Here is a 25,852-nt window from a genome sequence, read left to right as displayed (position 1 = left end):
GGTGGCTCAGGTGTCGGTGCGCAGTCCGGCCAGGAGCTGGTAGACGGTCTCGGTGCCCCGGCGCAGGGCCTCGACCCCGATGTGCTCGTCGGTGCCGTGCATGCGCTTGAGCATGTCCCGGTTCACGGTGAACGGGTACATGCCGTACACGGGGATGTTCTCCTCCCGGAACGGCACCGCGCTGGTGACCGCCTCGAACTGGCAGGCGGTGGCCCGTACGCCGGGGTGGGTGTGGCGTACGGCGTTCTGCCAGGCGCGGAAGACGTCCGTGTCGTAGCTGGAGTCGGGGGTGGCGAGGTAGCCGCGCAGCCGGTCCAGGGCCTGCTGTTCGGTCTCGCCGGGGTTGCCAACGACGCTCAGTGTCGCCCGGTTGCCGATCAGCGAGCGCAGTTCGGCGACGACGCGTCCGGGGTCCTCGGCCCCGGGCAGGAAGGCGGCCCGGAACTCCGCGGTCGCCGTGCCGGGCACGATGCTCGGGTAGTAGCCGGACCGGGCGGCGGTGAAGGCCAGGGTGGTCCGGAGCATCGCGTTGTGCAGCTCCGGGGTCTCGCTGAGCCGTACCACCTCCTCCCCGGCCCTGTCCCGCTGCCGGTCGGTGCGGGCGTCGAGCAGTTCGCGCAGGGCCCGGGCGAAGGAGCGGTCGGTGGTGGCCTCGGCCAGTTCGGCGAAGTACCGCCGGGACAGGGCGTTGGGGCGGATGTGGGCGCGCCACTGCCCGAGCTGGTCGAGTACCTCGCCGAGCCGGATCACCGCCTGCCCGCTGAACGGCTTGGAGGTGTGGGTGGCGTACGACGCGGTCTCCAGGCGCAGCAGCAGGGACCGTTTGTCGTTGCAGGTGAGCGAGGCGATCATGGGTGTGGTGCCGTCGCGCTGGTTGAGCACCCAGCCGCCCTCGGTGATGACCGCTCCGGCCGTGACCCTGCCGGGGTGTTCGGTGAGGAACCAGCGCACGCCGTAGGGGCCCTGTTCCTCGTCGCAGTCGGACCAGAAGACGATGTCGCGGTCGAAGGCGGCTCCTTCGCGGACGTGGCGCAGCAGGGCGGCGACGAAGGCCGCGTTGACGCCCTTCATGTCCAGTGCGCCGCGGCCGTAGAGCTTGCCGTCCTTGATCTCCGCGGCGAAGGGGTCCGTCTCCCAGCGGTCGCCGATGGCGGGCACCACGTCGGAGTGGCCGAGCAGGACCAGGGGCTTGCGGGTGGCCGGTCCGCTGCCCGGGACGCGGGCGAGGAAGTGGACGTTGCCGTCCTTCGGGGTGGGCACGATCTCGGTGGTGACCCCGGCGGAGCGGAAGACGCCCTGGAGCATCCGGGCGAGCGGGAGCGTTTCGGCGCCGTCGCCCGGGTTGCTGGTGTTCTGGCGGATCATGGCGACGGCGAGGGCCACCGGGTCGGTGGGGTCGCCGTCGAAGGAGGCGTCGCCCTTCTCCGTAGCCGCGGGGGCGTCGGCCCGTGCCTCGGGGGCCGCCGAGGCCACCGCGCCGAGACCGAGCACCGTGGAGGCGACGGCCGTCGCCCCGGCGCCGAGCACGGAGCGCCGCGACGGCCGGGTGCCGGGGAGTCCGTCGAGGCAGGCGGCGATGACGGCGGCGGGGTTCTCCTGGTGGGCGTAGTGCCCGCCCTCGACGGAGGTGAGGGTGCAGGCGCCGCGGGTCCACCCGGTCCAGCGGCGTACGGCGGCCTCGGGTACGTGCGGGTCGTCGGTGGCCCACACGGCGCGCAGTTCGACTTCGGGGACGGTTCCCGGGCGGCCGTCGTACCCGGCGGCCAGCCGGAGATCGGCCAGGACGGGTGGGAGCAGCACCTCCTCGAACTCGGGGTCCGCCAGGAGTTCGGGATCGGTGAGTCCGGTCCCGGTGACAAAGGCGCGGGCGTCCTCGACGGTCACCTCCTCGCCGTGTCCGTGGAAGTCGCCGGGGCACTGTGCGGCCACCGCGCACAGCCGTGCGACGGGCACCCCGGAGTCGAGCAGGCGGCGGCAGGTCTCGTAGGCGAGCAGGGCGCCGAGGCTGACGCCGATCAGCACCAGGCGCCGCCCGTCCCGCAGTTCGCGGATCCCGTCGGCCACCGCGTCGGCGAAGGCGGCCATGTCGGTGACGGGTTCCTCGTCGACACGGGTGCCGCGGCCCGGGGGTACGACGGTGGCGAAGGCGGTGCCCTCGGGGAGCCGGCCGCGCCAGTGTGCGAACGTGGAGCCGTGGGCGCCGGTGGGTGCGAAGCAGACGACGAGGGTGCTGGTGGCGGCCGTGCGGTCGCCGGGCAGGGTGAGCCAGGGGCTGGTCATATCCGCTCCTCCCGCTGGATCTCGCGGCACGTGGCGGCGATCGCGGTGACGGTGGGGGCGCCGAGGATGCGGCGCAGCGGGACCCGGCGGCCCGCCACCGCGGCCAGCCGGTTGGCGAGCCGTACCGCGAGCAGGGAGTGGCCCCCGGCGTCGAAGAAGTTCTGGTCGGCCGATGCGGGCGGGGTGCCGAGCAGTTCTGCCCAGAGTGCGGCGACGGCGGCCTCGGTGTCGTCGGACGGGGTGAACGCGGTCTCGCCGGGCCGGCCGATGTCCGCGACGAGGGTGCGCAGGGCGGCGCGGTCCAGTTTGCCGTTGGTGCCGAGGGGGAGGTGCGGGACGCGCTGGACGCGGGCGGGGAGCATGTAGTCGGGCAGCCGGTCGCGGAGGTACGCGCGCAGGGCGGCCTCGGCGGGTTCGTCGCCGGTGGCGGTGACGCAGGCGACGATGCGCGTCTCGCCGTCCTCGGTCTCCGCGTATGCCCCGGCTTCGGCGATGTCGGGGGCCTTGCGCAGGACGGCCTCGATCTCCTCCAGTTCGACGCGGTAGCCGCGCACCTTGATCTGGTTGTCGGCGCGGCCGGTGATCTCCAGGCCCGAGTCCGGGAGCACGCGGCCCCGGTCGCCGGTGCGGTAGTGCCGGGTTCCGGTGTCGTCGGTGGTGAAGCGGTCCTCGCCGTCGCCGCCGACGTAGCCGAGGGCGAGCGGCGGGCCGGAGACCCAGACCTCGCCGGTCGTGCCCGGCGGCAGCCGGCGGCCGTGCCGGTCGCGGACGGTGAGGGCGGCGCCCGCCACCGGGGCGCCGACCGGGACGCGTTCGGCGTCGGCGGGCAGCAGGGCGGTGTCGTACGCGGCGACGTTCGAGGCGGTCTCCGTCATGCCGTACAGGTTGAGCAGGGTGGCGTCGGGCCAGACCTCGTGGAACCGCCGGACGGTCGCCACCGGCAGGGTGTCGGCGCCGCTGGTGACCAGGACCGGCTGGTGGCCGCCGGGGCGGGCGGCGCTCTCCTCCAGCAGTCCGGCGACGAGCTGCGGGGTGAGGAAGAGGTGGGTGACGCGTTCCCGCTCGACGACGGCGGCGAAGAGCGCGGGGTCGAGGAGTTCGTCGGTGGCGAGCACGACGGACGGGACGCCCTGGAGCAGTCCGCCCAGCAGTTCCCAGGGCGAGGCGACCAGGGCCAGGGACTTCTGTATGGCGAGCACCGCGTCGGCGGGGAACGGGTGGTCCCGCCACATCCACTCCAGTCGGCCGCGCACCGAGCGGTGGCCGACGCGTACGCCCTTGGGGTTTCCGGTCGTTCCGGAGGTGTAGACGATGTGGAAGAGCGCGTCCTCGTCCGGCTCCCGCTCGGGCGCCTGGTGGAGAGGGCCCTCGGTGAGCGGCGCCAGGGTGACGCGCGGTGCGTCCAGGGTGGGGAACTGGTCGAGTCCGGGTTCGGCCAGGACGCAGTGCGGTCCGGTCTCCTCCACCATCCGGCGCTGCCGGCGTACGGGGATCGCGGGGTCCAGTCCCAGGTAGGCGGCACCGGTCTTCAGGACGGCGAGGACTCCGGCGACGGCGGCGGGGCCGCGCTGGGCGGCCAGGGCCACCAGGGAGCCGGGGCCGGTGCCCTTGGCGGTGAGCCGGGCGGCCAGCCGGCCGCTCCACTCGTCGAGTTCGCGGTAGCTGACGCTGGTGCCGGTGTGGCGCAGGGCGACGGCCCGGGGGTGGGCCGCCACCTGCTCGGCGAATCGTTCCAGCAGGGTCGGCGTGGTCATCGTTGATCGTCTCCGGGCAGCAGGTCGAGGGAGCGAACGGTGGTGTGCTCGGCGCGCCGGGGGTCGGTGAGGGCCCGCAGCGCGATCAGGGTGGATTCCAGTACGTTCCGGGCGGCCGGGGCGTCGAGCAGTTCTTGCTGGTAGGCGTATTGGAGGAGGAGTCGGCCGGGGCCGTGCGGCTGGACGTAGAGGGCGCAGTCGTACTTGGTGTAGCCGGTGTCCAGTTCGACGAAGCGGAACCGGACGTCGGAGGCGGTGGTGGCCCGTGCCGGGTAGGGCAGCATGTTGAGCATGGTCTGGAAGACCGGGGTGGCGGACGAGCTTCGGGAGGCGGCGGGCAGCCGTCGCAGCGTCCAGCCGAAGGGGTGCTCGGCGGCGGCGTACGCGTCGTACACCGTCTCCCTGACCTGCGCGGTGAACTCGGTCAGGGTGGCGTCCGGTTCGAGGTGCAGGCGCAGCGGCAGCATGGCGAGGGTGAAGGCGGGTACGTCGGCGGTCTCCGGCCGTTCCCGTCCGGCCATCGGGGCGCCGACGACCACCTCGTCGGCGTCGCCGTAGTAGCCCAGCGCCAGCGCGTAGGCGGCCAGCAGGGGGACGAAGGCGGTGGCGGACGCGGCCACCGCGGCGTCGCGCAGCCGCCGGGAGAGTTCCTCGTCCAGGACCGTCTCGGTGACGCCGCCCCGGTATGTGGGGGCGGCGGGGCGGGGTTTCTGGGCGATCTGGAGGGCGGGGAGTTCGCCGGCGAGGCGGCGCTGCCAGTACTCCCCCGCCGCCGCGACCTCGTCGGTGGCCAGCCGTTCGGCCAGGTGGTCGAGGTAGCGGTCGTAGCGGGTGGCCCGTTCGGGGTCGGGGGCGGCGGGCCGGTGTTCGTAGAGTTCGGCCAGTCGTTGGAAGAGCACGGTCGCTCCCCAGCCGTCGAGGAGGAGTTCGTGCATGGTGACCAGGAGCCGGTGCTGTCCGTCCGGCAGGACGAACAGTTCGGTGCGCAGGGCCGGTTCGGCCAGGAGGTCGAAGGGCCTGGCGGCCTCCTCGGCGGCCACCGCGCGGAACTGCTCGGCGGTGGCTTCCCGGACGGCGGTGGGCAGCGGCACCTTCCAGTGCGGGTAGTGGTGGACGACCTCGTCCCCCGATTCCCCGCCGTCGGTCTCCTCGAACCGGGCGAGGAGCAGCGGGTTCTCGGCGAGCAGCAGGTCCCAGGCGCGGGCCAGGCGCTCCACGTCGAGGGGGCCGTCGAGCTCCAGGGAGCCCTGGTAGCTGTAGTAGGGGCTGAGCGGGTCGAGCCGCCAGTGGAAGTAGACGCCGGCCTGCTGCGGGGTGAGCGGCCGGGTGCGCGGTGCGCCGTCCGGCCGTGCGGGCGGGCGGGCGCCGGTGGCGGGGAGCCGGTCGCGGCCGAGTGCGGCGAGGGCGGCGGGGCTGCCGTCGCGCAGTACATCGCGCAGTCCGGCCGCCGATCCGGTGCCGCGCAGGGCGGCGACCAGCCGCATGGCGAGCAGCGAGTCGCCGCCCAGCTCCAGGAACCTGTCGTTCCGGCCGACCCGGCCGGTGCCGAGGAGCCCGGCGACGAGCCCGGCGATCACGGTCTCCGCCTCGCCCTGCGGCGGGGTGTACGCGCGGGTGTCGGGGCGGCTGCGGCGCGGCGGTGCGGGCAGGGCCTTGTAGTCGGTCTTGCCGTTGCGGGTGAGCGGGAGCCGGGGCAGGACGACGAAGGTGCGCGGCACCATGGGGGCGGGGAGCCGGTCGGCCAGGTGGGTACGGAGCTCCGACTCCGCCGGTTCGTCGCCTGAGGCGGTGAGATAGGCGACGAGGCGGGGCGGTTCCGCGGCCGCCGGGGTGTGGGCGCTCTCCCGGGCGACCAGGGCCCCGGTGTCGTCGGGGGTGTGGACGGTGACGGCGCAGGCGGCGACCGCGGGGTGGCTGCCCAGGACCGCCTCGATCTCGGCGAGTTCCATGCGTACGCCGCCGAGCTTCACCTGCCGGTCCACCCGGCCCAGGTACTCCAGTTGGCCGTCCCGCCCCGCGCGGACGGCGTCCCCGGTGCGGTAGAGGCGTCCGCCGTCGCCGCCGAAGGGGTCGGTGAAGAAGGCGCGCGCGGTGCGCTCCGGGTCACCGAGGTAGCCGCGCCCGACGACGAGTCCGCCGACGAACAGCTCCCCCGCCTCCCCGCGCGCGCAGGCGTGCCAGAGCCCGTCCTCCTCGCGCAGGACGTACAGTTCGGCGTTGCCGACGGGTGAGCCGATCGGGAGGTGGCGCACGCCGGGGGCGGGCGGGCCGAGTTCGGCGTGGGTGACGTCGTCGGAGCACTCGGTGGGTCCGTAGGCGTTGAGCAGCCGGATCCCGGGCAGGGTGTCGTGCCAGCGCCGGGCCAGGGCCGGGGGCAGCTCCTCGCCGGTGGCGATCATCCAGCGCAGCGCGCCGGGGCCGGTCCCCGCACCCTCCTGGGCGTCGAGGAGGAAGCGCATCAGGGTGGGCACGGTCTCCAGCACCGTGGTTCCCCGTTCGCGCAGTTCGGCCAGGAGCAGGGCGCCGTCCTGTGCCTGTTCGTCGGCGAAGACCTGTACCCGGCCGCCGACGAGCAGCGGGGCGAGCATCTGCCAGACGGAGATGTCGAAGCTCAGCGGCGCGGTCTGGGCCAGCCGGTCGTCGGCGGTGAGGCCGAGGTCGTCGACCTTGGCCCAGAGGTGGTTGAGCATCCCCCGGTGCTCGACGACCGCGGCCTTGGGACGGCCGGTCGAGCCCGAGGTGTAGAGGACGTAGCGCACCTCGTCGGGGGCGGGCGGCCGGGTGCCGGGGTGCGGGGTGCCGGCCGGTCGCGGGGACGCGGTGGGGACGCCGGCCGCGCGGGCGCCCTTGGCCAGTTCGCCGTGGTCCTCCGGTGCGCCGATGGTCAGCAGCAGGGCGGCGCCGCTGTCGGTGAGCAGGGACTCGACGCGGGCGGCGGGCCAGGCCGCGTCCACCGGCAGATAGACGGCGCCGAGCAGTTCCAGGGCGAGGAAGGCCACGACGACGTCGGCGCCGCGCCGGCCGCCGACCGCGACGATCCGCCCCTCCCCGATCCCGGCGGCGGCCAGCTCGCCGGCGGTGCGCCGGGTCAGCTCGGCCAGCCGGCCGTATCCGAGTACGGTGCCGCCGTCCTCGATCGCGGTCCGGCCGGGGTCCTGGGCCGCGAACCGCTCGACGTAGGTGTGGACCTTGTCGCCCAGCTCGTACGGTTCGTGCCGGGTGAGGGCCGCGGCGAGGGCCGCTTCCCGCGCCCCCTCGGCCAGCGGGAGCCGCGGGTAGTGCTCGGGTATGCCGGTCACCGCGCCGCCCGCTTCTCCGCGACGACCAGCAGGTACTCGACGGGGACGCCGGTGCCGCGCTCGTCGGTGGTGTGGAAGCCCTCGGTCATCTCGACCATCTCGGCGCGCAGTTCCTTCCACCGCGAGGCCGGCGAGATGGTGTTCCTCGCCGCGATGCAGGGGCCGAAGCAGTTCTCGAAGAAGGCCACCAGTTCTTCGGCCGCGTCGAACGGGTAGAAGAGTTCACGGCGTTCGGCGGTGACGGTGAAACCGGGGCCGAGGAGTTCGGCGAGGTAGTCCGGCGATCCCCACAGCATGGGCTGCCCCTGGTGGCCGTTGGGCGAGGGGAAGTAGGAGGAGAGGATCGCCTGGAAGTGCGCGGTCCAGCTCCGGGCCGTCCAGTTGCACATGCCGATCCGGCCGCCCGGCCGGAGCACCCGGTCGATCTCCCCGCCCGCGGCGGCGTGGTCGGGGGCGAACTGGATTCCGTAGGTGGAGGTCACCAGGTCGAACGAGGCGTCCTCGAAGGGGAGTTCCTGGGCGTCGCCCCGGTGCAGTTCGACCTCGACACCGGCCTCGGTGAACCGTTCGCGGGCGTCGGGGAAGAACTCGTCGGTCAGATCGAGACCGGTGACGCGGCAGCCGCGCAGGGCGGACAGCAGCGCCACGTTCCCGTTGCCGGTGGCCACGTCCAGATGGGCGGTGCCCGGGGCGGGGGCGAGCCGGTCGACCAGGTCGACGGCGCCCGGCCGCAGCAGGTCGGCGACGTGCCGGTACTCGCCGTACGACCACATGGTGCGGTTGATCTCCTGGATGTTCTGATCGATCGACATGCGGATTCCCCTCAGAGCGTGAGCCGGGCGCCGAGACCGGCGGCTTCGGCGCGGGCGTGGATACGGTCGGCCACGGCGACGTCGAGGATCGACATGCCGAACGGGTTGCTGATCACGGTCTCGTCCTGGTCGCGGCGGCCGGGGTGCCGCCCGGCGAGGACGTCGCCGAGCGTGCCGTCCACGGGACGCGCCCCGGGCCGGGCCGCCACCCCCTCGCGCGGGGTGCCGTCGGGGCCGAGCAGGGTGCCCGCCCGGTGCATCCGGCCGAGCAGTCGCCGGGGGTCGTCCCGGACCAGGCTCCAGTCGTCGACGATCACCGTGCCCGCCGCGAGCACGGCCGCCTCGGTGAGGTCGTCCAGCGAGACATGGCAGACGAGCGCGCCGGGCCGCAGCCAGTCCGGCTCGATGTACCCCTCCGTCACCGTGGTGACCGGGACCACAAGTTCGGCGCCTTGCACCGCTTCGCGCGGCCCTTCGGCAACGACGATCTCGATGGATTCCGCACCGGGCAGCGAGGCGATGTGCTCGGCGAGGGACTTCGCCCGCTCGGGCGCCACGTCGTACAGGGCGATCCGGCGCAGGGTGGGGACGGTGGGCAGCAGCAGCGCGATGTGTGCCCGGGCGAGGGGGCCGCAGCCGAGGAGGGCCAGTCCGCGCGGTTCCGCCACCGCCAGGTGGCGCACCCCGAGCGCGGTGACCGCGGCGGTGCGCATGGCGCTGATGTAGGCGGCCTCCATCAGGGCGAGGGGCCGGGCGGTCTCCGGGTCGAGGAGCAGGGTGAACCCCTGGGAGCGGGGTATCCCGCGCCCGGGGTTGCCGATGGAGGCGTTGATGGTCTTCATGCCGACGACCGGGGGCCGCCCCGGCCGGGTCAGGGCGCCGGGCATGGCCAGCAGCCTGGCCGCGTCGCCCTGCGGGGTGGTCCAGCCGAGGTACGCCTCCTCGGGGAGGACGGACTGTCCGGCGGAGTGCAGCGTGAGCGCCTCGGCGACCGTCGCCACGATGTCCAGGCCGCGCGCGGCCTCGACGACGTCCGCGCGGGACAGGTAGCGGAAGTCGCTGTCGGGGTAGTGCTCGAAGTCCATGACGGGAGGGGCTCCTTGACGAGTGGGACGAGTGGGGCGGGTGAGCGGGTACGGCGGGTGGCGGTCGGGACGGGAACGGTACGAAGGGGCGGGTTCAGCCGCCGGTGGCGCGCGCCGCACGGAGCATCGCGAAGGGGACGAGCGAGCCGAGCAACAGGACACCGGCGAGCGCGATCCAGCCGGCCGTGCCGAGGGCGAGGACGACGCCGGTCATCAGCACCGGGCCCGCGACCCGGTTGGCCACCGTGCGGCTGGTGTTGAACAGCACCAGGTAGGCGCTGCGCGCGCCCTCCGGTGCCAGGTCGAAGGAGAGGGTCCACGAGGCGCCGACCTGGAGCAGTTCGGCGAAGGTCAGCAGGACGACGGCCCCGCCGAGCACCAGCAGCGCCTGCCGCGGGCCGAAGCCGGGTGCGGCGGCGAAGGCCAGGGCGCCCACGGCGAGCAGCAGCGCCGCGGCGGCGTAGGAGAGCCAGGCCCGGCGCGTGGTGCGGTAGCAGGGGTTGAGCGGGTACTGGAGGGCGATGCACAGCACGGTGTTGACCGCGTACAGGATGCCGACGTAGCGCTCGGGGACGTCGGTCTCGGTGACGAGCCAGAGCGGGAAGGCCACGTTGAGCACCGGCATCCAGAGCGACACCAGCGCGTTGTACGCGGTGAAGCCCAGCAGTCGGCGGTCCTTGAGCAGGTCGAGGACGCGGGCGCTTTCGACCGTCGTCGCGCCCTCCTCCTTCCGCGCCGTCGCGTACACCGCGGCGACCACCACGTAGGCGAGCGCGCCGCCGATCAGCAGCGGCCGGAAGGCCTCCGGCGAGCCGGTGCCCAGGGCGACCCCGGCGATCAGCCCGCCGAGGCTGATGCCGAGGTTGACCACGGTGCGCTGGACGGCCATGACCTTCGCGCGCAGGCTGTCCGGGGCGCGGGCCCCGACGTACGACTGGACCAGCGGGGGCGAGGACTGCTCGGTGACGGCGATGACGGCGACCACCAGGAGGAAGCTCCACCAGCCGTCCACCCGGAGGTAGCCGATGGTGGCCAGGGCGCGCAGCAGCATCACGCCGATCAGCACGGGCTTCGGCCCGAACCGGGCGGCCAGCCGGGCGATGGGCACGGCGGCGGCGACGGCGATGGCGCCGCCGATGGTCAGGCCGGTGCCGACCGCCGAGGTGCTGAGGTGGGCGACCTTGACGAAGTAGATCGTCGAGACGGCGAGGAAGAGGCCCGTTCCGGTCCACTCGATCAGCGTGGCGCCCTGCACCAGGGGGAGGAACTCCCGCGGGCCGGGACGCGTCCGCGGCTGGTCGAGGGTGGTGCTGGTGCCCATGGGTCAGTGCTCCTGGTGCTTCCGGTCGAAGAAGAGACCCTCGCCGCGCAGTCGTCGCACGGCCGAGGCTATCTCCCTGGCCACGCCCTGCTCGGCCGCCCAGTCGTCGGAGTAGAGGGTGTCGCGGTACTTGGTCCCTCCGTCGGCGGCCAGGCAGACGGCGAGCCGGCCGTCCCCGCCCGCCTCCTGGTCGCTGAGCATCGCCCGCACGGCGCAGCCGCTGGAGCCGCCGAGCACGAGGCCGGTGTCCTCGGCGATGATCCGGCAGACGGCGATGGCCTCGATGTCGTCGACGTGGACGGCGCGGTCGTAGCTGTGCGGCGCGCCGAGGAAGACGGAGGGCCGGCTGGCCCCGATGCCCGGGACCAGACGCCGTCCGCCGCTGCCCGAGACGGCCAGCGAGCCGCGTACGTCCACGGCGACCGCGGCCACGTCGGGCCGGTGTTCGCGCAGGTGGGCGGCGATGCCCGCGAGGGTGCCGCCGGTGGAGACGGGGACGTACACCGCGCCGAGCGCGGGTCCGGCCTGCTCGGTGAGTTCGGGTCCGGTGGTGCGCCGGTGGATGTCGGGCGCGGCCCAGTTCTCATACTGGTCGGGCCAGCGGTATCCGGGGTTGTCCGCGCACAGTTCGCGCACCCGGCGCAGCCGGCTCAGCAGGTAGCCGCCCAGGCCGTCGGGCTCGTCGACGACGATGACCCGGGCGCCGCCGTCGGCGAGCCTGCGGCGGGTGGCGTGCGGGGTCTTGGGGTCGACCACGGCGAGGAACGCGCAGTCGATCGCGGGCAGCAGACGGGCCAGGGCGAGCCCCAGATTGCCGGAGGTGGACTCCACCACCACCGTCCCCGGGGCGAGCGGCTTCTCGTCGTGCAGCGCCCGCAGCAGGCCGAGGGCGCTGCGGTCCTTCACCGATCCGGTGGGGCCGTGGGATTCGAGCTTGAGGCCCAGCCGCCGCACCTGGCCGTGGTGGACGACGTCCAGGCGATATAAGGGAGTTGTGCCGATCTTTCGGGCCAGAACACTGTTGACACGTGACACTGATTCCCCCTGTGCGGTACGTGTGTGGCCACGGTGGATCGACGGACCGGCCCGGCTGCGCACTTCCAGACCTTAGGCAGGCGGGACCGGCGCCACCACGCCACCACGGCGTGTCGATCAACAGCCTTGGCCGGAACGGAACTTGACTCTCCGGTGACTTCATCCACCCACCCGTTCCGGGGCGGCCCATGGTGCGAAAACGTTCCTGCACCCGGGCGGACCCGGTCGGGTACGGGGCGAGGAATTGGCCGGTTCGGCGCCTGCCCGCGGACCTCTCGCACCGCCCGCGCGCCGCCCGCACCGGGAGTCCACCACGGGCGGCGCACCCCCTCGCGGGGCCTGTTATCTTTACGTGACTTCGCACCGCAACTCTCGGTCAAGCTTTGGCCTTTGCTGTGCCGGAGTTGCCCGCGCACGGGCCGCTCTCCGGGCGCCACGGGGGGACCGGTGTGACCACCGGCTGTGGGGCGACGGACGCGCAACGACCACCGCACGGACGCGGCCGCCCTTCGCGGCCGCGTCCGGCCTGGCACGGCTGGACGGGATGACACAACTCGACGTATTCAGCAGATTCCTGCGCTCCGCACGGGCCTTCGCGGGCCGGGGAACCGGACGCCGCAAGCAGCCCGGACGCCCCTTCGCCCGGCCGCGCAGACCGGACTACCCCCGGGCGGGCCGCGACGGCTGGCGGCGGTGGGTGCCCTCGTGGAGACTGGTCCTGGGCTCGGCGCTGATGTTCGCCGCCACCCTGGCGACCGTGGTGGGGATCGCCTACGCGCGCACCGAGATACCCGAGGACCTCAACGCCTTCGCCACGCAGCAGGACACCGTCTACTACTGGGCCGACGGCACACCGATGGCCCGGACCGGCTGGGTGAGCCGCCAGGAGATGCCCCTGTCGAAGATCCCCGAGCACGTCCGGTGGGCCGTGCTCGCGGCGGAGAACGCCGACTTCTACTCCGATCACGGGATCTCGACGCAGGGCATCACCCGGGCCCTGTGGCGCACGGTCGGCGACGGGGACACCCAGGGCGGGTCCACCATCACCCAGCAGTACGTCAAGAACGTGTACCTCTCGCAGGACCAGTCGTTCTCCCGGAAGTTCACCGAGATGCTGCTCGCGGTCAAGCTGGACCGGAAGCTGCCCAAGGACAAGATCCTCCAGGAGTACCTCAACACCAGCTGGTTCGGCCGGGGCACCTACGGCCTCCAGCGCGCCTCGCAGGCGTACTACGGCAAGGAGGTCACCCAACTCAACGCCAGCGAGGGCGCGTTCCTCGCCTCGCTGCTCAAGGGCGCCTCGCTGTACGACCCCGCCGTGAACCCCCGCAACCGCGCGCGGGCCGTCGCCCGGTGGTCGTGGACGCTGGACCGCATGGTGGAGATCGGCAGGCTGAGCAAGGCCGAGCGGGCCACGTACACCACCTTCCCCGAGCCGAAGCCGCCGCACCGGCCGAACGACGCGGGCGGCCAGGACGGCTATCTCGTCCAGCTCGCGGAGTCGTACGCCAAACGGGCCGGGCACATCTCGGACGCCCGCTTCGACCTCGGCGGCTACCAGATCTACACGACCTTCGAGAAGTCCCGGATGACCGCCCTCACCAAGTCCGTCCGCGACGCCCGGAAGCTGCTCGACCCCGACCGGCGCAAGGCCGACCGGTCCGTCCGCTTCGGCGCCTCCTCCGTCGCCCCGGACGGCCGCATCCTCGCGGTCTACGGCGGCCCCGACTTCGAACGGCAGGCGTTCAACGAGTCCAACGCCGCCACAGTGCCCGCGGGTTCGGCCTTCACCCCGTTCGTCTACGCCGCCGGCCTCCAGCACGGCGTGACCAGGAAGCGCGACGCCCCGCGCACCGCCATAGCGCCCTCCACCGTCTACGACGCCGACGACGGGACGCCGGTGATGACGCCCGAGGGGCCCTACTGGGACCGGGGCGGGAAGATGGTCAGGGGCGAGAACGACGGGAACGCCTCCTACGGCTCCATCAGCCTCCACGACGCCATGACGAAGTCCGCGAACGCGCCCTTCCTCCAGCTCGGCATGGACACCGGCCTGAGGAAGGTCCGCGACACGGCGGAGGCGTCCGGACTCCTGCCGTCGAGCTTCGGCCCGCCCGTACCGGCGTTCGCCCTGGGCAACTCCACCCCCAGCGCGATCCGGATGGCCGGCGCGTACGGGACGTTCGCCGCCCACGGGATGCACATGGACCCGTACTCGGTCCGCAGGATCACCCGCAACGGAGAGCCGGTCCGCCTCGACCTGCCGCGCCCCCGGCGCGCCATGCGGTCCGACGTCGCCGACGAGATCACCTCGGCGCTCGGCCGGCCCTTCGTCCGCGACGGCTCCGCGTCCGCGACCCGGTTCGCCGGGAAGACGGGGACCACCGAGGACGACACCGCGCGCTGGTACGTCGGCTACGGGCCGGCCGTGTCCACCGCCGTCGTGGTCTACCGGATGGACCTGGCGAAGAGCCTCGCACCGCTGCCGCTCAAGGGCCTGGCCGGCGGCGAGGACGACGGGAAGCTCCCGGCCCTGATCTGGAACACCTACACGGAAGCCACGACCACGTGACCGAGACCCGCACCACGTCCGCCGTCCGCCGCCTCCGGAAGCGCCTCACGCCCCGGGTCGCCCTGGGCATCGCCGGGTGCCTCGCGGTGTCGGGCACGGCGGCGCTCGTACCGCTGCTGTCCGCAAGCTCCTCCGACGACCGCACGCCGGCCGGTACCCGTACCGTCGCCGCGCCGACCCCGACCGCCCGGGAGCGTCCCGAGGGCGGCGGCAGCGCGGAGAAGGGCTGGGACGGAAAGACCAGCGTCCTCGGGGACGGCTCCACCTCGTACACCGGTCCGCAGCCGCACCAGCTGAAGGCCGAGCGGCTGAAGCCCGGCGAACGGCCGCCGCAGTTCGTGGTGTTCTCCTGGGACGGGGCACTGGAGGGCGACGACCGGATGTTCTCCCGCTTCCGCCGCGCCGCGAAGGAGAGCAACGCCCACATGACGTTCTTCCTCACCGGGATCTACCTGCTGCCGCAGGACAAACGGAGCCTGTACCGGCCGCCCCAGCACAAGCCCGGCTCCGCCGCGATCTCGTACCCGACGCGCGAGCACATACGGATGACGCTGGACCAGCTCGGCGGTGCCTGGAAGGAGGGCAACGAGATCGGCTCCCACTTCAACGGCCACTTCTGCGAGAAGAAGGGCGGCGGGGACTGGAGCACGGCCGAGTGGACCAGCGAGATCGACCAGTTCTACTCCTTCGTGCAGAACTGGAAGACCAACACCGGGTACAAGGACCTCGATCCGCTGCCCTTCGACCCCACCCGCGAGGTCGTCGGCGGCCGCGCGCCCTGTCTGGAGGGCCAGAAGACGCTGCTGCCGGCCACCAAGCCGTTCCACTGGCGCTACGACGCCAGCTCCCCCGGCGACTTCCAGCTCTGGCCGGCCAAGAAGAACGGCGTCTGGGACTTCCCGTTGCAGATGCTGCCGTTCCCGGGCAAGGAGTTCCAGGTCCTGTCCATGGACTTCAACTTCCTCTACAACCAGTCCGAGGGCAGCACCGAGGGCGACCCCGCCAAATATCCGGCCTGGCGCAAGGAGACCCGCGCGGCCTACCTCGCGGGCTTCGAGCGGGTCTTCCACGGCAGCCGCGCCCCGCTCTTCATCGGGAACCACTTCGAGGACTGGAACGGCGGGATCTACATGGACGCCGTCGAGGACACCATGCGCGAGGTCTGCCCCCGCAAGGGGGTGCGCTGCGTGTCCTTCCGCGAACTGGCCGACTGGCTCGACGCCCAGGACCCCGAGGTGCTCGCCGAGTGGCGGAACCTCGACCCCGCCCAGCCGCCGAGCTGGAAGCACCAGTAGCCGGGAAGCCGGTCCGGTCGTCCACGGGGACGGACCGGACCGGCCGGGCGGATCACTTCGCCCGGTCGACGAACTCCGTGGTGTATGTCTTGGCGAGGTCCACCTTGGCGTCCTTCAGGTTCGGGTTGAACGCCTTCAGGACCCGCTCGACGGTCGCGGGCCCGTCCGCGGGCATGACGCCGTCCGTGGTGAACATGGGCAGCGTGCTCTTGATGGCCTGGGCGTACAGGGCCTTGCCGCCGCCCTGGGCGTAGTCCGCGGGCATCTTCTCGGCGATCTCGTCGGCGCTGTGCGTGGACATCCACTTCAGCGTCCGGACGAAGGCGTTGGCGAGCTTCTGGACGGTCTCCTTGTGGCTGTTCACCCAGTCGGTCCGCATGTACAGGCTGGACGAGGGGTAGAGCCCGCCGAGCGCCTCCTTGGAGCCCTCCGGGGTACGCATGTCGATGAGGACCTTGCCGAGCTTCTTGTCCAGGATGGTGGCGACCGTCGGGTCGGTGGTCATCCCGCCCTGGATGGAGCCCTGCTGGAGGGCGGAGATGAACGTCTGCCCGGCACCGACCGCGACCGGGGAGAACTCGCTGGTCGCCACCCCGTTGCTGACGGCGAGGTACTTGGTGAGGAAGTCGGTGGAGGAGCCGATGCCGGTCACACCGAGCTTCTTGCCCTTGAAGTCCTTCGCCGACTTCAGGCTGTCGGCCGCCTGGTTGGAGACGATCTCGACCTCGCCGGGGGCCTGCGAGAACTGGACGACGGATTCGACCTGCTTGCCCTTCACCTGGAGGTCGAGGGTGTGGTCGTAGAAGCCCACGGTGCCCTGGACGTCGCCGGAGACCAGCGCCGTCTCCGCCTGCACTCCGGCGGGTTCGGTGAGGAGCTGTACGGAGACGCCCTCGTCCTCGAAGTAGCCGAGCCGCTCGGTGAGCATCGCGGGGAGGTAGATGACCTTGTCGAGGCCGCCGACCATGATCTTGACCTGGTCGCCCTTGCCCGCGGAGCCGGAGTCCTCGCCGCCGCAGGCGGTGAGCCCGGTCAGGGCGAGCGCACCGGCGACGGCCAGGGCGGGAACACGGAGGGAGGTACGCATCTGATGCACGTCCTTGTGGAGAGGGGGTCCGGGGTGGTGGGAGAGGTGGCGCGGGGCGTCAGCGGGGGCTGTCGGCATCGGCGGGCTTCCAGCGGAAGAGGCGTTTCTCCAGGAAGGTGAGCAGCCCCTCGGCCAGCAGCGCGACGATCGCGAGGATGACCATCGCGGCGTAGACACCGGCGGCGTTGAACGTGCCCTGGGAGGCGGCGACCAGCAGCCCGAGCCCCTTGGTCGCGCCGATGTACTCGCCGACGATGGCCCCGATGAGCGCGAAGCCGAAGCTGACGTGCAGGCTGGTGAAGATCCACGACGTGGCGGAGGGGATCACCACCTGGAGGGTGACCTGCCGGTTGCTGGCGCCCAGGATGCGGGAGTTGGCGACGAGGTTGCGGTCGACCTCCCGGGCCCCCTGGAAGGCGTTGAAGAAGACGGGGAAGAAGACCAGGACGACCGCGGAGGCCACCTTCGAGGCCGGTCCGAGGCCGAACCAGATGAGGAAGATCGGCGCGAGCACGATCCGGGGCAGCGCGTTGAGCACCTTGATGTACGGGCCGAGGACGTCGGCGGCGAACCGCACCCGGCCCAGCGCGATCCCGAGCAGCACACCGGCGACGACACCGATGACCCAGCCGAGCAGGGCCTCGTAGAGCGTGTACCAGATCTGCTCCCAGAGCGAGCCCTGGGCGGTGCCGTCCACGACCCAGGTACGGATCTGCTCCCAGATCTTCGAGGGCATGGAGAAGTTGAACGGGTCGATGACGGCGGTGCGGGCCAGCCACTCCCACAGCCCGACGACCGCGAGGAGCACCGCGATCCGGCTCCCCGTCACCAGGTACGCGCGGTTCCGGGCGGCCCGCGCCCTGGCCCGCGCCCGGTCGGTCCCGCCGGCGGGGACGGCCCCGGCCTTGGCCGTGATGGTGTCAGGCGACATCGCTGGCACCCCTCTCGCGGGTGATGCGGACTTCTTCGCCGAGCGAGGACCAGATCTCCCGGTAGATCTCGATGAACCGGGGCTCCAGCCGCACCTGCTCGACCTTGCGGGGCCGGGGCAGGTCGATCTCGAAGACCTCCTTGACCGTGGCCGGTCCGGCGGTCATGACCACGACCTTGTCAGCCAGCGCGATGGACTCCTCCAGGTCGTGGGTGACGAAGACGACGGAGGCGCCGGTCCCGCCCCACAGCTCCAGCAGCTCGTCCGACATCAGCGCCCTGGTCTGCACGTCCAGCGCCGAGAACGGCTCGTCCATGAGCAGGATCTCGGGGTCGTTGACGAAGGTGGCCGCGAGGGCGACGCGCTTGCGCTGGCCACCGGAGAGCTGGTGCGGGTAGCGGTCCTCGAAGGAGGCGAGGCCGACCCGGGCGAGCCACTCCCGGGCCCGCTCCTTCGCCTCGGCCTTGGGCACCCCCCGGAACCGGGGTCCCGCCATCACGTTGGACAGCACGGTCCGCCAGGGGAAGACCGCGTCCTGCTGGAAGACGAAGCCGACCTTGTCGCCGATGCCGCGCACCGGCTCCCCGGCCACCAGCACCTCGCCCTCGGTGGGCTCCTCCAGGCCGCTGACCAGGGTCAGCGTCGTCGACTTGCCGCATCCGGTGGGTCCGACGACGGCGACGAACTCGCCGCGCCCCACGGTCAGGTCCAGATCCCGTACGGCGGTGTGGAGCGCCCCCGACGGAGTCCGGAACGCTTTGCTCGCCCCCCGCAGCTCGATGGCGGGGCTCGTTTCGCTGTTCATGGGGCGGGACGCTAGAGGCGGCCCCGGGGGGCCGGGGAGCCTTGCGCCCACAACTCCCGGTTCTGCCGATAACCCGGGGTTCTGCTCGTTCTGCTCGCGGCAGGACAACGAATGCGCCACGAGGACTGGTCATCGGCGACCCCGGCGTTTACGTTGCGTTCACACGAGGGCGAAACGGAGCAACATGTTCCACACGAGCGGAAGGCAGAGGGCGAGCACATGCGCATCCACTGGCCCCGCCGTGTCTTCGCCCAGGTGCTCCTGACCCAGGTGGCCATCACCACCGGGGTGATCATGCTCGTCACGGGCCTCTTCCTCGCCCCGCTCAGCCGCCAGCTCGACAACCAGGCGATGCACCAGGCCCTGTCCATCGCCCAGACCACGGCCGCCGAACCCGGCCTGGTCGACGAACTGCTCACCACCGACCCCACCCCCGGCGGACCGGTGCAGACCGAGGCCGAGCGCATCCGGCGGGCCACCGGGGCGCTGTACATCGTCGTCATGGACACCCGTGGGGTGCGCTGGTCGCACACCGAGACCGGGCAGATCGGCAGGCATGTCTCCACCGACCCCAGCACGGCACTGGGCGGCCGGGAGATCATGCAGATCGACGACGGCACCCTGGGCAGGTCGGCGCGGGCGAAGGTCCCGCTGCGCGACCGGAGGGGAGCCATCGTGGGCGCCGTCTCGGTGGGCATCGCCTACGACAGCGTCCACGACCGGCTCCTGGGGACCATTCCGGGGCTGCTCCTCTACTCCGGTACGGCCCTCGCCGTGGGCGTCCTGGCCGCGCTGGCCGTCTCACGGCGCCTCCAGCGCAGTACGCACGGGATCGCCTTCGCCGACATCTCGGCGCTGCTGGACGAGCGCGAGGCGATGCTGCACAGCATCCGCGAGGCCGTGCTCGCCCTCGACGCGCGGGGCCGGATCCGGCTGCTCAACGACGAGGCCCAGCGGCTGCTGGAGCTGGACCGGGACGCCGTCGGCCGTCCGCTGGGCGAGGTGCTGCCGCCGGGCCGGATGACCGAGGTGCTGGCGGGCCGGGTGGGCGGCGACAACCTCATCACGGTGTGCCGGGGCCGGGTGCTGATCGCCAACCGGATGCCCACGGGGGACGGCGGAGCGGTGGTGACCCTGCGCGACCGTACCGAGCTGGAGCTGCTGGGGCGCGAGCTGGACTCCACGCACGGTCTGCTGGACGCGCTGCGGGCCCAGGACCACGAGCACGCCAACCGGCTGCACACCCTGCTGGGGCTGCTGGAGCTGGGCCGGCCCGATGCCGCGCGGGAGTTCGTGGAGGAGGTGACCAGCGGTCACCGGGCGTCGGCGGAGCAGGTCGCCGAGCGGGTCAACGACCCGCTGCTGTCGGCGCTGCTGGTGGGCAAGTCGGCCATCGCGGCGGAGCGGGGCGCGGAGCTGCGCGTCTCGCCGAACACCCTGCTCCCGGACGCGGTGGTGGACCCGCGGGACCTGGTGACGGTGCTCGGCAACCTCATCGACAACGCGCTGGACGTCGCCACGCTCGTCGAGGTGGAGCTGCTGGCCGAGGGCTCCACGGCGGTCCTGCGGGTCAGCGACAACGGCCCCGGGGTGCCGCCCGCGATGCGCGAGCACATCTTCACCGAGGGCTGGTCCACCAAGGAGTCACCCGCGCACCGCGGCCGCGGCCTGGGACTGGCGCTGGTGCGCCGGCTGGCCGAGCGTTACGGTGGCGCGGCCCGTGTCACGGCACGTGCGGGCGGCGGAGCGGTCTTCACCGTCGTCCTGCCCGAGGCACTCACCGTCCGGCCCCTGACAGAAGTGGGAGAGTCGCGATGATCGATGTCCTGGTGGTGGACGACGACTTCCGGGTCGCCGAGATCAACGCCGCGTACGTGGCGAAGGTCCCCGGCTTCCGGGTGGTCTCCCGTGCGCACACCGCCGCACAGGCCCTGGCCTTCCTGGAACGCGACCGGGTCGATCTGGTCCTCCTCGACCACTATCTGCCGGACGAGACGGGGCTGACGCTGGTGCGGCGGCTGCGCCAGCTCGGCCATCCGGCCGATGTGATCATGGTGACCGCGGCCCGCGACGTGGCGACCGTACGGACCGCCATGCGGTACGGGGCCCTCCAGTACCTGGTGAAGCCGTTCAGCTTCACCGGTCTGCGGGCCAAGCTGGAGAGTTACGCGGCGCTGCGCCGGACCCTCGACGGGGTGGGCGGCGGCCGGGGCGAGGCCGGGCAGGAGCAGGTCGACCAGATCTTCGGGGCCCTTCGCACCGCCGGGTCCGGTCCGTCGTCCGGGCTGCCCAAGGGGCATTCGGCGCCCACCGCGGAGGCGATCCGCCATGTGCTGTCGGCCGCCGAGGGACCGCTCTCCGCGCACGAAGTCGCGGCCCGTGCCGGGCTCAGCCGCTCCACGGCGCAGCGCTATCTCAAATACCTGGAGGGGGCGGGGCGGCTGCGGCTCAGCCTCAAGTACGGCGACACCGGCCGTCCCGAGCACCGCTACACCTGGGCGGGCCTCGGCGCGGAGCCGCTGCGATGAGCCCGGCGGGAGAGGCCGCGGTGGAGCTCACCCCGGCCGCCGAGGAGCTGCTGCGGAAACTGCGGGAGCTGCACGGGCCGCTGATGTTCCATCAGTCGGGCGGCTGCTGCGACGGCAGTGCGCCGATGTGCTACCAGGACGGCGAGTTCCGCACCGGCGGCTCCGATGTGCTGGTGGCCTCGCTCGACGTGGCGGGGGTGGCGGAGCCGGTTCCGTTCTGGATGTCGCGGAGCCAGTACGAGCTGTGGTCGCACACCCGGCTGATCGTCGACGTGGTGCCGGGGCGGGGCAGCGGTTTCTCGCTGGAGGCCCCGGAGGGGGTGCGCTTCCTCATCCGCTCCCGGCTGGCGGGCGGGGACGGGGACTGATACGGCGGTGCGGGACGCGGTGTGCGCCGCGCCCCGCGCCGGGGTCAAGGCCGCAGGCTGCCGACGACGTCGGCCGTGGCGGCCAGGCTGTCCTGGATGGTCGGTCCCATGCTCGAACCCGCGAGGAAGAAGCCGAGCAGCGCGCAGACCACCGCGTGCGAGAGTTTCAGCCCGTTGCGGAGGAAGACCACCGCCAGGATCAGCAGGAGCACCACCAGTGAGATCGAAATAGCCATGGCCAACCTCCTCCGCCGCGCCGGGTAGGCGGCATACGGCCGCCAGTCTGGCGCAGCGGAGAGGCCGTTCGGCGCCCCGGCGTGTCCGCCGATCGGGTGGGTGACCGTCCGTCACGCCCGGGGACGGGCCTCCTCGCCACGGGTGTTCCGGTCGTGGGCCCGCAGGAAGCGTTCCAGGCCCGCGAGGTCGTCGGTGTTGAGGTGGTCGACCCCGGCGGCCAGCAGCTCGGTCCAGACCGCCTCCCGTTCCGGCCCGGAGGCGTCGGGGGTGGCCCAGAAGCGGATGCGGCGGCCCTCCCGGTGGGCCCGGGCGACCAGGGTCCGCAGCCGCGCCCGCTCGGCGGCGGGGAAGGGGCCGGTGCCCTGCCAGTCGAACACCTCGCTCCAGCTGGTGCTGATGAGCGGGGCGAAGGACGCGGGGGCGGTGGTGCCGAGGTCATCGGGGCGGCCGTCGTAGAAGGCGTGGCGGGTGCGCTGGGCCTCCATCGGGACGCGGGCGGCGCGGTCGCCGGAGACGACGGGGGTGATGGCGCCGGGCCGTACCCGGCCGCCGTGGTACGAGGTCAGCATGGACCGGTAGCGGTGGAGCTGCCGGTCGAGCGCGAGATAGGCCGCGGCGCCGTCCGTCTTGATGTCGATCAGCAGCTGCACGGGGTCGTGGTAGCCCGGGTGGACCCTGCCGTGGTGGGCCCGGACCCTGGCCAGCAGCGGGTCGAGGTAGAGCGAGGCGAGGGTGCGGGCGGGGTCGAGTCCGGTGGCCTCGTGGGCGACGAGCAGTTCGCCGTCCACCAGGAAGACGTCCGCCTCGACGCTGGTGAAGCCGTGGTCGAGCGCGTCGTGCAGTGGGCGCGGGTGCAGGTAGTCGTTGTGGGCGTGGGCCCGGCGCAGCGCCCGGGGGCGGGGTGCCGGGCGGGACGCGGCGGCCGTTCTCGGGGGCAGCAAAATGCCTGCGGCCGCGGTGGCGAGCGCGGCGGTGACGACGCTTCGGCGGGTCGGGGGCGCCATGGGTTCTCCCGGGAGCGAGGGCTGGACGGGCGGACGGGACCGAGTATGCGCCGGTGCGCATCCCAACCGGCATACCGAACAGAAGAGTTGACTCGTTCGCCGCCCGCCCGCCGGCCGTCGTTCGTCCGGTGGGGGCCGGGTCAGGGCGCGGGCAGCTCCATGAGTTCGGCGACGGTGGCGCGGTGCCGTCCGGCGGTGCCGTACGCGATCGCGTCGGCCTTGGCCCGCTTGAGGTACAGGTGCGCCGGGTGCTCCCAGGTCATCCCGATCCCGCCGTGCAGCTGGACGCACTTCTCCGCGGCGTGCACGGCGGCCCCGGAGCAGTACGCCTGTGCCACGGCCACCGCGAGCGGCGCCTCGGGGCTGCCGGTGGCGAGGGCGTCGGCGGCGTTGCGCGCGGCGGCGCGGGCCGACACGACGTCGAGCCAGAGCTGCGCCATGCGGTGCTTGAGCGCCTGGAAGGAGCCGACCGGCCGGTTGAACTGGTGGCGTTGGCGGGTGTGTCGGACCGCCTCGGCCAGGCACCATTCGGCGATGCCGAGCTGTTCGGAGGCGAGCAGTCCGGCGCCCGCCAGCAGGCCCCGGCGTACGGCGTCGACGGCCGCCGCGCCGTCGGCGAGGCGGGTTCCCGGGGCCCCGGTGAGGGTGATGTCGGCGAGCGGGCGGGTCAGGTCGAGCGACACCAGCGGGGTCACGGCGACCCCCTCGGCGTCCGTGTCGACCGCGTACAGGCCGTCCGTCGTCGGCACCAGCAGCACATCGGCGGCCGTGGCGTCGGCGACACCGGTCACGCCGCCCTCCACCCGGCCCGCCACCACCGCCGCGGGCCGGACCGCCTCGGGCGCGTCGACGGCGAACGGTACGGCGAGCACCGCGACCCGGCGCCCGTCGGCGATCCGGCCGAGGAGTTCGGCGACGGCCCCGGCGGGCTCGCCCAGCGCGAGCAGTGTCTGGACGGCGACGACCGCACCGGTCAGATACGGCGCCGGGGTCACCGCCCGGCCCAGCTCCTCCAGGACCACGGCGGCCTCGCGGTGGCTCGCGCCCTGGCCGCCGAACCGCTCCGGCACCAGCAGCCCCGCCGCGCCGATGCCGCCGGACAGGGCCCGCCAGAGCTCCGGGTCGTACGGGGCGCCGGCCTCGGCGCGGGCGAGCAGCGCGGGCACGTCGCCCCGGTCGGCGAGGAGGGAGCGCACCGCGGCCCGCAGGTCCTCCTCCGCCTCCGAGTAGAGCAGGTCGGGCGTGCCGGTCGCGTCGGCGGATGCGGTCGGTGCTGTCATCGGGAGAGGTCCTTCCAGGCGACGTCCTTGTCGGTGCGCGGCTCGGCGGGCAGGCCGAGTACGCGCTCGGCGACGATGTTGAGCAGCACCTCGCTGGTGCCGCCCTCGATGGAGTTGCCCTTGGAGCGGAGGTAGCGGTAGCCGGCGTCCCGGCCGGTGAAGTCGACGAGTTCGGGCCTGCGCATGGTCCAGTCGTCGTACAGCAGCCCTTCCTGGCCGAGCAGTTCGACCTCCAGGCCGCTGATCTCCTGGTTGAGCCGGGCGAAGGCCAGCTTCATCCCGGAGCCCTCCGGGCCGGGCTGTCCGGCGACGAGCTGCTGGCGCAGCCGGGCGCCGGTGAGCCGGGCCACCTCGGCCTCGACCCAGAGGGTCAGCAGCCGCTGGTGGAGGTCGTGGGTGCGCAGTTCGGGGCGTTCGCGCCAGGTGCGGGAGACGGGGCCGATCATGCCGCCCTCGCGCGGGACGCGGGCCCCGCCGATGGAGACGCGTTCGTTCATCAGGGTGGTCTGCGCGACCTTCCAGCCCTCGTTGACCGGGCCGAGCCGGTGGTGGTCGGGGATGCGGACGCTGGTGAGGAAGACCTCGTTGAACTCGGCCTCGCCGGTGATCTGGCGCAGTGGCCGGACCTCGACGCCGGGGGCGGTCATGTCGCAGACGAAGTAGCTGATCCCGCGGTGTTTGGGCACGTCCGGGTCGGTGCGGGCGATCAGGATCGCCCAGCGGGCCAGATGGGCGCTGGACGTCCAGACCTTCTGTCCGTCGACCACCCAGTCCTCGCCGTCGCGCACGGCGCGGGTGGCGAGCGCGGCGAGGTCGGAGCCCGCGCCGGGTTCGCTGAAGAGCTGGCACCAGACCTCCTCGCCGACCCAGAGCGGGCGCAGGAAGCGTTCCTTCTGCTCGTCGGTGCCGAAGCCGAGGATGGTGGGGGCGGCCATGCCGAGGCCGATGCCGATCCGGCGCGGGTCGTTGTCGGGGGCGCCCGCGGCGGCGAGTTCGGCGTCGACGACGCCCTGGAGGGAGCGGGGCGCGTCGAGGCCGCCCAGCCCGGCCGGGTAGTGGACCCAGGCCAGCCCGGCGTCGAAGCGGGCCCGGAGGAAGGCGGTGCGGTCGGTGGTGGCCGGGGGGTGCGCGGCCAGCAGTTCCTGGGTCCGGCGGCGGAGTTCCGCCGCGTCGGGTGCGGTCATCGGGCGGCTCCTCGGGGAAGTACGGCGATCCGGCCGGTGCTGGCGCCGTCGGCGACGCGCTGGACGGCGGCGGCCGCCCCGTCGAGTCCGACGCGTTCGCTGACCAGGGGGCGGACGGCGCCCTCGGCGGCGAGCCGGGTGAGTTCGCCGTGGCAGGCGCGGACGGCGGCCGGGTCCTTGGCGTTGTAGAGGCCCCAGTGGAGCCCGAGGATCGAGTAGTTCTTGACCAGCGCGTGGTTCAGCGCCGGGGCGGGGACGGTCCCGCTCGCGAAGCCGACGACGACCACCCGGCCCTCGAAGGCGACGCACTTGACGGACTTGGCGTACGCCTCGCCGCCGACCGGGTCGTACACCACGTCGGCGCCGCGTCCGCCGGTGGCCTCCTTGACGGCGGCGACGATGTCCTCGGTACGGCGGTCGACGACCAGGTCGCAGCCGAGTTCCGCGGCGGTCCTCGCCTTCTCCGGGCCGCCGACGACCCCGATGACGGTGGCGCCCGCGGCCTTGCCGAGCTGGACGGCGGCGCTGCCGACGCCCCCGGCCGCCGCGTGCACCAGCAGGGTCTCGCCGGGCTGCAGGCGCGCCCGGCGGTGCAGGCCGAACCAGCCGGTCTGGTAGCCGATGTGCAGGGCGGCCGCCTCGGCGTCGTCGAGGGTGTCGGGGGCGGGCAGCAGGGCGGCCTCGTCGACGAGGGCGTACTCGGCGAACCCGCCGTGCGGCAGGGCCGGGGTGGCGAGCACGCGGCGCCCGTCCGCCGTGCGCCCGCAGATCTCCACGCCGGGGGTGAAGGGCAGCGGCGGCCGCACCTGGTACTGGCCCCGGCAGAGCAGCGCGTCGGGGAAGTTGATGTTCGCGGCGAGCACGTCGACGAGCACCTGCCCCTCGCCGGGCTCGGGCACGCCGGTCTCCTCCAGCCGCATCACCTCGCTCGGTTCGCCGTTCCGGTGCACTCGCCATGCCTGCATCAGGGGCCTC

At 73.1% G+C, this 25,852-nt stretch carries 20 protein-coding genes; 5 read left to right on the top strand and 15 right to left on the bottom strand.

Features of this window, described 5'->3' with window-relative positions; translation table 11 throughout:
- Nucleotides 1-6 precede the first annotated feature (6 nt).
- The 7 genes from ACF08W_RS02710 to ACF08W_RS02680 all read right to left on the bottom strand — a co-directional run bounded on the left by ACF08W_RS02710 (nt 7) and on the right by ACF08W_RS02680 (nt 11,586).
- Nucleotides 7-2,280 (bottom strand): M20/M25/M40 family metallo-hydrolase, encoded by a 2,274-nt coding sequence (locus ACF08W_RS02710; protein WP_392278151.1) that lies wholly within the window; start codon nt 2,278-2,280, stop codon nt 7-9.
- On the bottom strand, nt 2,277-4,034 hold the full coding sequence (locus ACF08W_RS02705) for an amino acid adenylation domain-containing protein (RefSeq protein ID WP_392278150.1): 1,758 nt from the start codon (nt 4,032-4,034) through the stop codon (nt 2,277-2,279). Before ACF08W_RS02705 ends, ACF08W_RS02710 begins: the two co-directional genes overlap by 4 nt.
- Nucleotides 4,031-7,333: an amino acid adenylation domain-containing protein gene (locus ACF08W_RS02700; protein ID WP_392278149.1), complete on the bottom strand. Its 3,303-nt coding sequence runs from the start codon at nt 7,331-7,333 to the stop codon at nt 4,031-4,033. The genes ACF08W_RS02705 and ACF08W_RS02700 overlap by 4 nt, the downstream gene beginning before the upstream one ends.
- The gene (locus ACF08W_RS02695; RefSeq protein ID WP_352276596.1) at nt 7,330-8,145 is read right to left on the bottom strand and encodes a methyltransferase domain-containing protein; all 816 of its coding nucleotides are present in this window, start codon (nt 8,143-8,145) and stop codon (nt 7,330-7,332) included. Before ACF08W_RS02695 ends, ACF08W_RS02700 begins: the two co-directional genes overlap by 4 nt.
- 11 nt (nt 8,146-8,156) lie before the next feature.
- Nucleotides 8,157-9,230 carry an ornithine cyclodeaminase family protein gene (locus ACF08W_RS02690; protein ID WP_392278148.1) on the bottom strand — a complete coding sequence of 358 codons (1,074 nt, stop codon included), beginning with the start codon at nt 9,228-9,230 and terminating at the stop codon, nt 8,157-8,159.
- 94 nt (nt 9,231-9,324) lie between these two features.
- Nucleotides 9,325-10,551: an MFS transporter gene (locus ACF08W_RS02685; RefSeq protein WP_392278147.1), complete on the bottom strand. Its 1,227-nt coding sequence runs from the start codon at nt 10,549-10,551 to the stop codon at nt 9,325-9,327.
- Between the two features lie 3 nt (nt 10,552-10,554).
- Nucleotides 10,555-11,586: a pyridoxal-phosphate dependent enzyme gene (locus tag ACF08W_RS02680; protein ID WP_352276591.1), complete on the bottom strand. Its 1,032-nt coding sequence runs from the start codon at nt 11,584-11,586 to the stop codon at nt 10,555-10,557.
- A gap of 544 nt (nt 11,587-12,130) precedes the next feature.
- Between ACF08W_RS02680 and ACF08W_RS02675 the strand changes: the two genes are divergently transcribed.
- Nucleotides 12,131-14,158: a transglycosylase domain-containing protein gene (locus ACF08W_RS02675; protein ID WP_392278146.1), complete on the top strand. Its 2,028-nt coding sequence runs from the start codon at nt 12,131-12,133 to the stop codon at nt 14,156-14,158.
- On the top strand, nt 14,155-15,453 hold the full coding sequence (locus ACF08W_RS02670; protein ID WP_392278145.1) for a hypothetical protein: 1,299 nt from the start codon (nt 14,155-14,157) through the stop codon (nt 15,451-15,453). The genes ACF08W_RS02675 and ACF08W_RS02670 overlap by 4 nt, the downstream gene beginning before the upstream one ends.
- Before the next feature lie 52 nt (nt 15,454-15,505).
- Here ACF08W_RS02670 and ACF08W_RS02665 read toward each other — a convergent pair whose 3' ends face one another.
- Genes ACF08W_RS02665 through ACF08W_RS02655 form a run of 3 tightly spaced genes read right to left on the bottom strand, consistent with a single transcriptional unit; the run spans nt 15,506 to nt 18,276 of the window.
- The gene (locus tag ACF08W_RS02665) at nt 15,506-16,540 is read right to left on the bottom strand and encodes an ABC transporter substrate-binding protein (protein WP_392278144.1); all 1,035 of its coding nucleotides are present in this window, start codon (nt 16,538-16,540) and stop codon (nt 15,506-15,508) included.
- A 58-nt stretch (nt 16,541-16,598) separates the two neighbouring features.
- Nucleotides 16,599-17,471 (bottom strand): ABC transporter permease, encoded by an 873-nt coding sequence (locus ACF08W_RS02660; RefSeq protein WP_392278143.1) that lies wholly within the window; start codon nt 17,469-17,471, stop codon nt 16,599-16,601.
- Nucleotides 17,461-18,276, bottom strand: a complete 816-nt coding sequence (locus tag ACF08W_RS02655) for an ABC transporter ATP-binding protein (protein ID WP_392278142.1) — start codon at nt 18,274-18,276, stop codon at nt 17,461-17,463. The genes ACF08W_RS02660 and ACF08W_RS02655 overlap by 11 nt, the downstream gene beginning before the upstream one ends.
- 219 nt (nt 18,277-18,495) lie before the next feature.
- Here ACF08W_RS02655 and ACF08W_RS02650 point away from each other — a divergent pair, with 219 nt between their 5' ends.
- The 3 genes from ACF08W_RS02650 to ACF08W_RS02640 are packed head-to-tail and all read left to right on the top strand — an operon-like array spanning nt 18,496 to nt 21,172.
- The gene (locus ACF08W_RS02650; RefSeq protein WP_385215739.1) at nt 18,496-20,094 is read left to right on the top strand and encodes an ATP-binding protein; all 1,599 of its coding nucleotides are present in this window, start codon (nt 18,496-18,498) and stop codon (nt 20,092-20,094) included.
- The gene (locus ACF08W_RS02645; RefSeq protein WP_385215742.1) at nt 20,091-20,804 is read left to right on the top strand and encodes a response regulator; all 714 of its coding nucleotides are present in this window, start codon (nt 20,091-20,093) and stop codon (nt 20,802-20,804) included. Before ACF08W_RS02650 ends, ACF08W_RS02645 begins: the two co-directional genes overlap by 4 nt.
- Nucleotides 20,801-21,172: a DUF779 domain-containing protein gene (locus ACF08W_RS02640; protein ID WP_352276579.1), complete on the top strand. Its 372-nt coding sequence runs from the start codon at nt 20,801-20,803 to the stop codon at nt 21,170-21,172. Before ACF08W_RS02645 ends, ACF08W_RS02640 begins: the two co-directional genes overlap by 4 nt.
- A 44-nt stretch (nt 21,173-21,216) precedes the next feature.
- Here ACF08W_RS02640 and ACF08W_RS02635 read toward each other — a convergent pair whose 3' ends face one another.
- The 5 genes from ACF08W_RS02635 to ACF08W_RS02615 form a co-directional block, all read right to left on the bottom strand.
- Nucleotides 21,217-21,408 carry a hypothetical protein gene (locus tag ACF08W_RS02635; protein ID WP_352276578.1) on the bottom strand — a complete coding sequence of 64 codons (192 nt, stop codon included), beginning with the start codon at nt 21,406-21,408 and terminating at the stop codon, nt 21,217-21,219.
- A 111-nt stretch (nt 21,409-21,519) separates the two neighbouring features.
- Nucleotides 21,520-22,413 (bottom strand): phosphatidylinositol-specific phospholipase C/glycerophosphodiester phosphodiesterase family protein, encoded by an 894-nt coding sequence (locus ACF08W_RS02630; protein ID WP_392278141.1) that lies wholly within the window; start codon nt 22,411-22,413, stop codon nt 21,520-21,522.
- A gap of 140 nt (nt 22,414-22,553) precedes the next feature.
- Nucleotides 22,554-23,693 carry an acyl-CoA dehydrogenase family protein gene (locus tag ACF08W_RS02625; protein WP_392278140.1) on the bottom strand — a complete coding sequence of 380 codons (1,140 nt, stop codon included), beginning with the start codon at nt 23,691-23,693 and terminating at the stop codon, nt 22,554-22,556.
- Complete coding sequence (locus ACF08W_RS02620; protein ID WP_392278139.1) at nt 23,690-24,877, bottom strand: acyl-CoA dehydrogenase family protein; 1,188 nt, start codon at nt 24,875-24,877, stop codon at nt 23,690-23,692. Before ACF08W_RS02620 ends, ACF08W_RS02625 begins: the two co-directional genes overlap by 4 nt.
- Nucleotides 24,874-25,842, bottom strand: coding sequence for an NADPH:quinone oxidoreductase family protein (locus ACF08W_RS02615; protein ID WP_385215757.1), 969 nt, complete (start codon nt 25,840-25,842; stop codon nt 24,874-24,876). Before ACF08W_RS02615 ends, ACF08W_RS02620 begins: the two co-directional genes overlap by 4 nt.
- Nucleotides 25,843-25,852: the final 10 nt, after the last annotated feature.

The sequence above is a fragment of the Streptomyces sp. NPDC015144 genome (assembly GCF_043079735.1).
Classification (GTDB): Bacteria; Actinomycetota; Actinomycetes; order Streptomycetales; family Streptomycetaceae; genus Streptomyces.
The sequence above is the reverse complement of the archived record's forward strand: the minus strand, read 5'-3'. Positions and strand labels throughout refer to the sequence as shown.

Bases quoted from the DNA above. Each gene is read 5' to 3' on its own strand.
- ACF08W_RS02665 (WP_392278144.1), bottom strand. From the start codon at position 16,540: ATGCGTACCTCCCTCCGTGTTCCCGCCCTGGCCGTCGCCGGTGCGCTC.
- ACF08W_RS02630 (WP_392278141.1), bottom strand. From the start codon at position 22,413: ATGGCGCCCCCGACCCGCCGAAGCGTCGTCACCGCCGCGCTCGCCACC.
- ACF08W_RS02690 (WP_392278148.1), bottom strand. From the start codon at position 9,230: ATGGACTTCGAGCACTACCCCGACAGCGACTTCCGCTACCTGTCCCGC.
- ACF08W_RS02650 (WP_385215739.1), top strand. From the start codon at position 18,496: ATGCGCATCCACTGGCCCCGCCGTGTCTTCGCCCAGGTGCTCCTGACC.
- ACF08W_RS02655 (WP_392278142.1), bottom strand. From the start codon at position 18,276: ATGAACAGCGAAACGAGCCCCGCCATCGAGCTGCGGGGGGCGAGCAAA.
- ACF08W_RS02695 (WP_352276596.1), bottom strand. From the start codon at position 8,145: ATGTCGATCGATCAGAACATCCAGGAGATCAACCGCACCATGTGGTCG.
- ACF08W_RS02640 (WP_352276579.1), top strand. From the start codon at position 20,801: ATGAGCCCGGCGGGAGAGGCCGCGGTGGAGCTCACCCCGGCCGCCGAG.
- ACF08W_RS02625 (WP_392278140.1), bottom strand. From the start codon at position 23,693: ATGACAGCACCGACCGCATCCGCCGACGCGACCGGCACGCCCGACCTG.
- ACF08W_RS02635 (WP_352276578.1), bottom strand. From the start codon at position 21,408: ATGGCTATTTCGATCTCACTGGTGGTGCTCCTGCTGATCCTGGCGGTG.
- ACF08W_RS02660 (WP_392278143.1), bottom strand. From the start codon at position 17,471: ATGTCGCCTGACACCATCACGGCCAAGGCCGGGGCCGTCCCCGCCGGC.
- ACF08W_RS02675 (WP_392278146.1), top strand. From the start codon at position 12,131: ATGACACAACTCGACGTATTCAGCAGATTCCTGCGCTCCGCACGGGCC.
- ACF08W_RS02685 (WP_392278147.1), bottom strand. From the start codon at position 10,551: ATGGGCACCAGCACCACCCTCGACCAGCCGCGGACGCGTCCCGGCCCG.
- ACF08W_RS02705 (WP_392278150.1), bottom strand. From the start codon at position 4,034: ATGACCACGCCGACCCTGCTGGAACGATTCGCCGAGCAGGTGGCGGCC.
- ACF08W_RS02645 (WP_385215742.1), top strand. From the start codon at position 20,091: ATGATCGATGTCCTGGTGGTGGACGACGACTTCCGGGTCGCCGAGATC.
- ACF08W_RS02620 (WP_392278139.1), bottom strand. From the start codon at position 24,877: ATGACCGCACCCGACGCGGCGGAACTCCGCCGCCGGACCCAGGAACTG.
- ACF08W_RS02710 (WP_392278151.1), bottom strand. From the start codon at position 2,280: ATGACCAGCCCCTGGCTCACCCTGCCCGGCGACCGCACGGCCGCCACC.
- ACF08W_RS02615 (WP_385215757.1), bottom strand. From the start codon at position 25,842: ATGCAGGCATGGCGAGTGCACCGGAACGGCGAACCGAGCGAGGTGATG.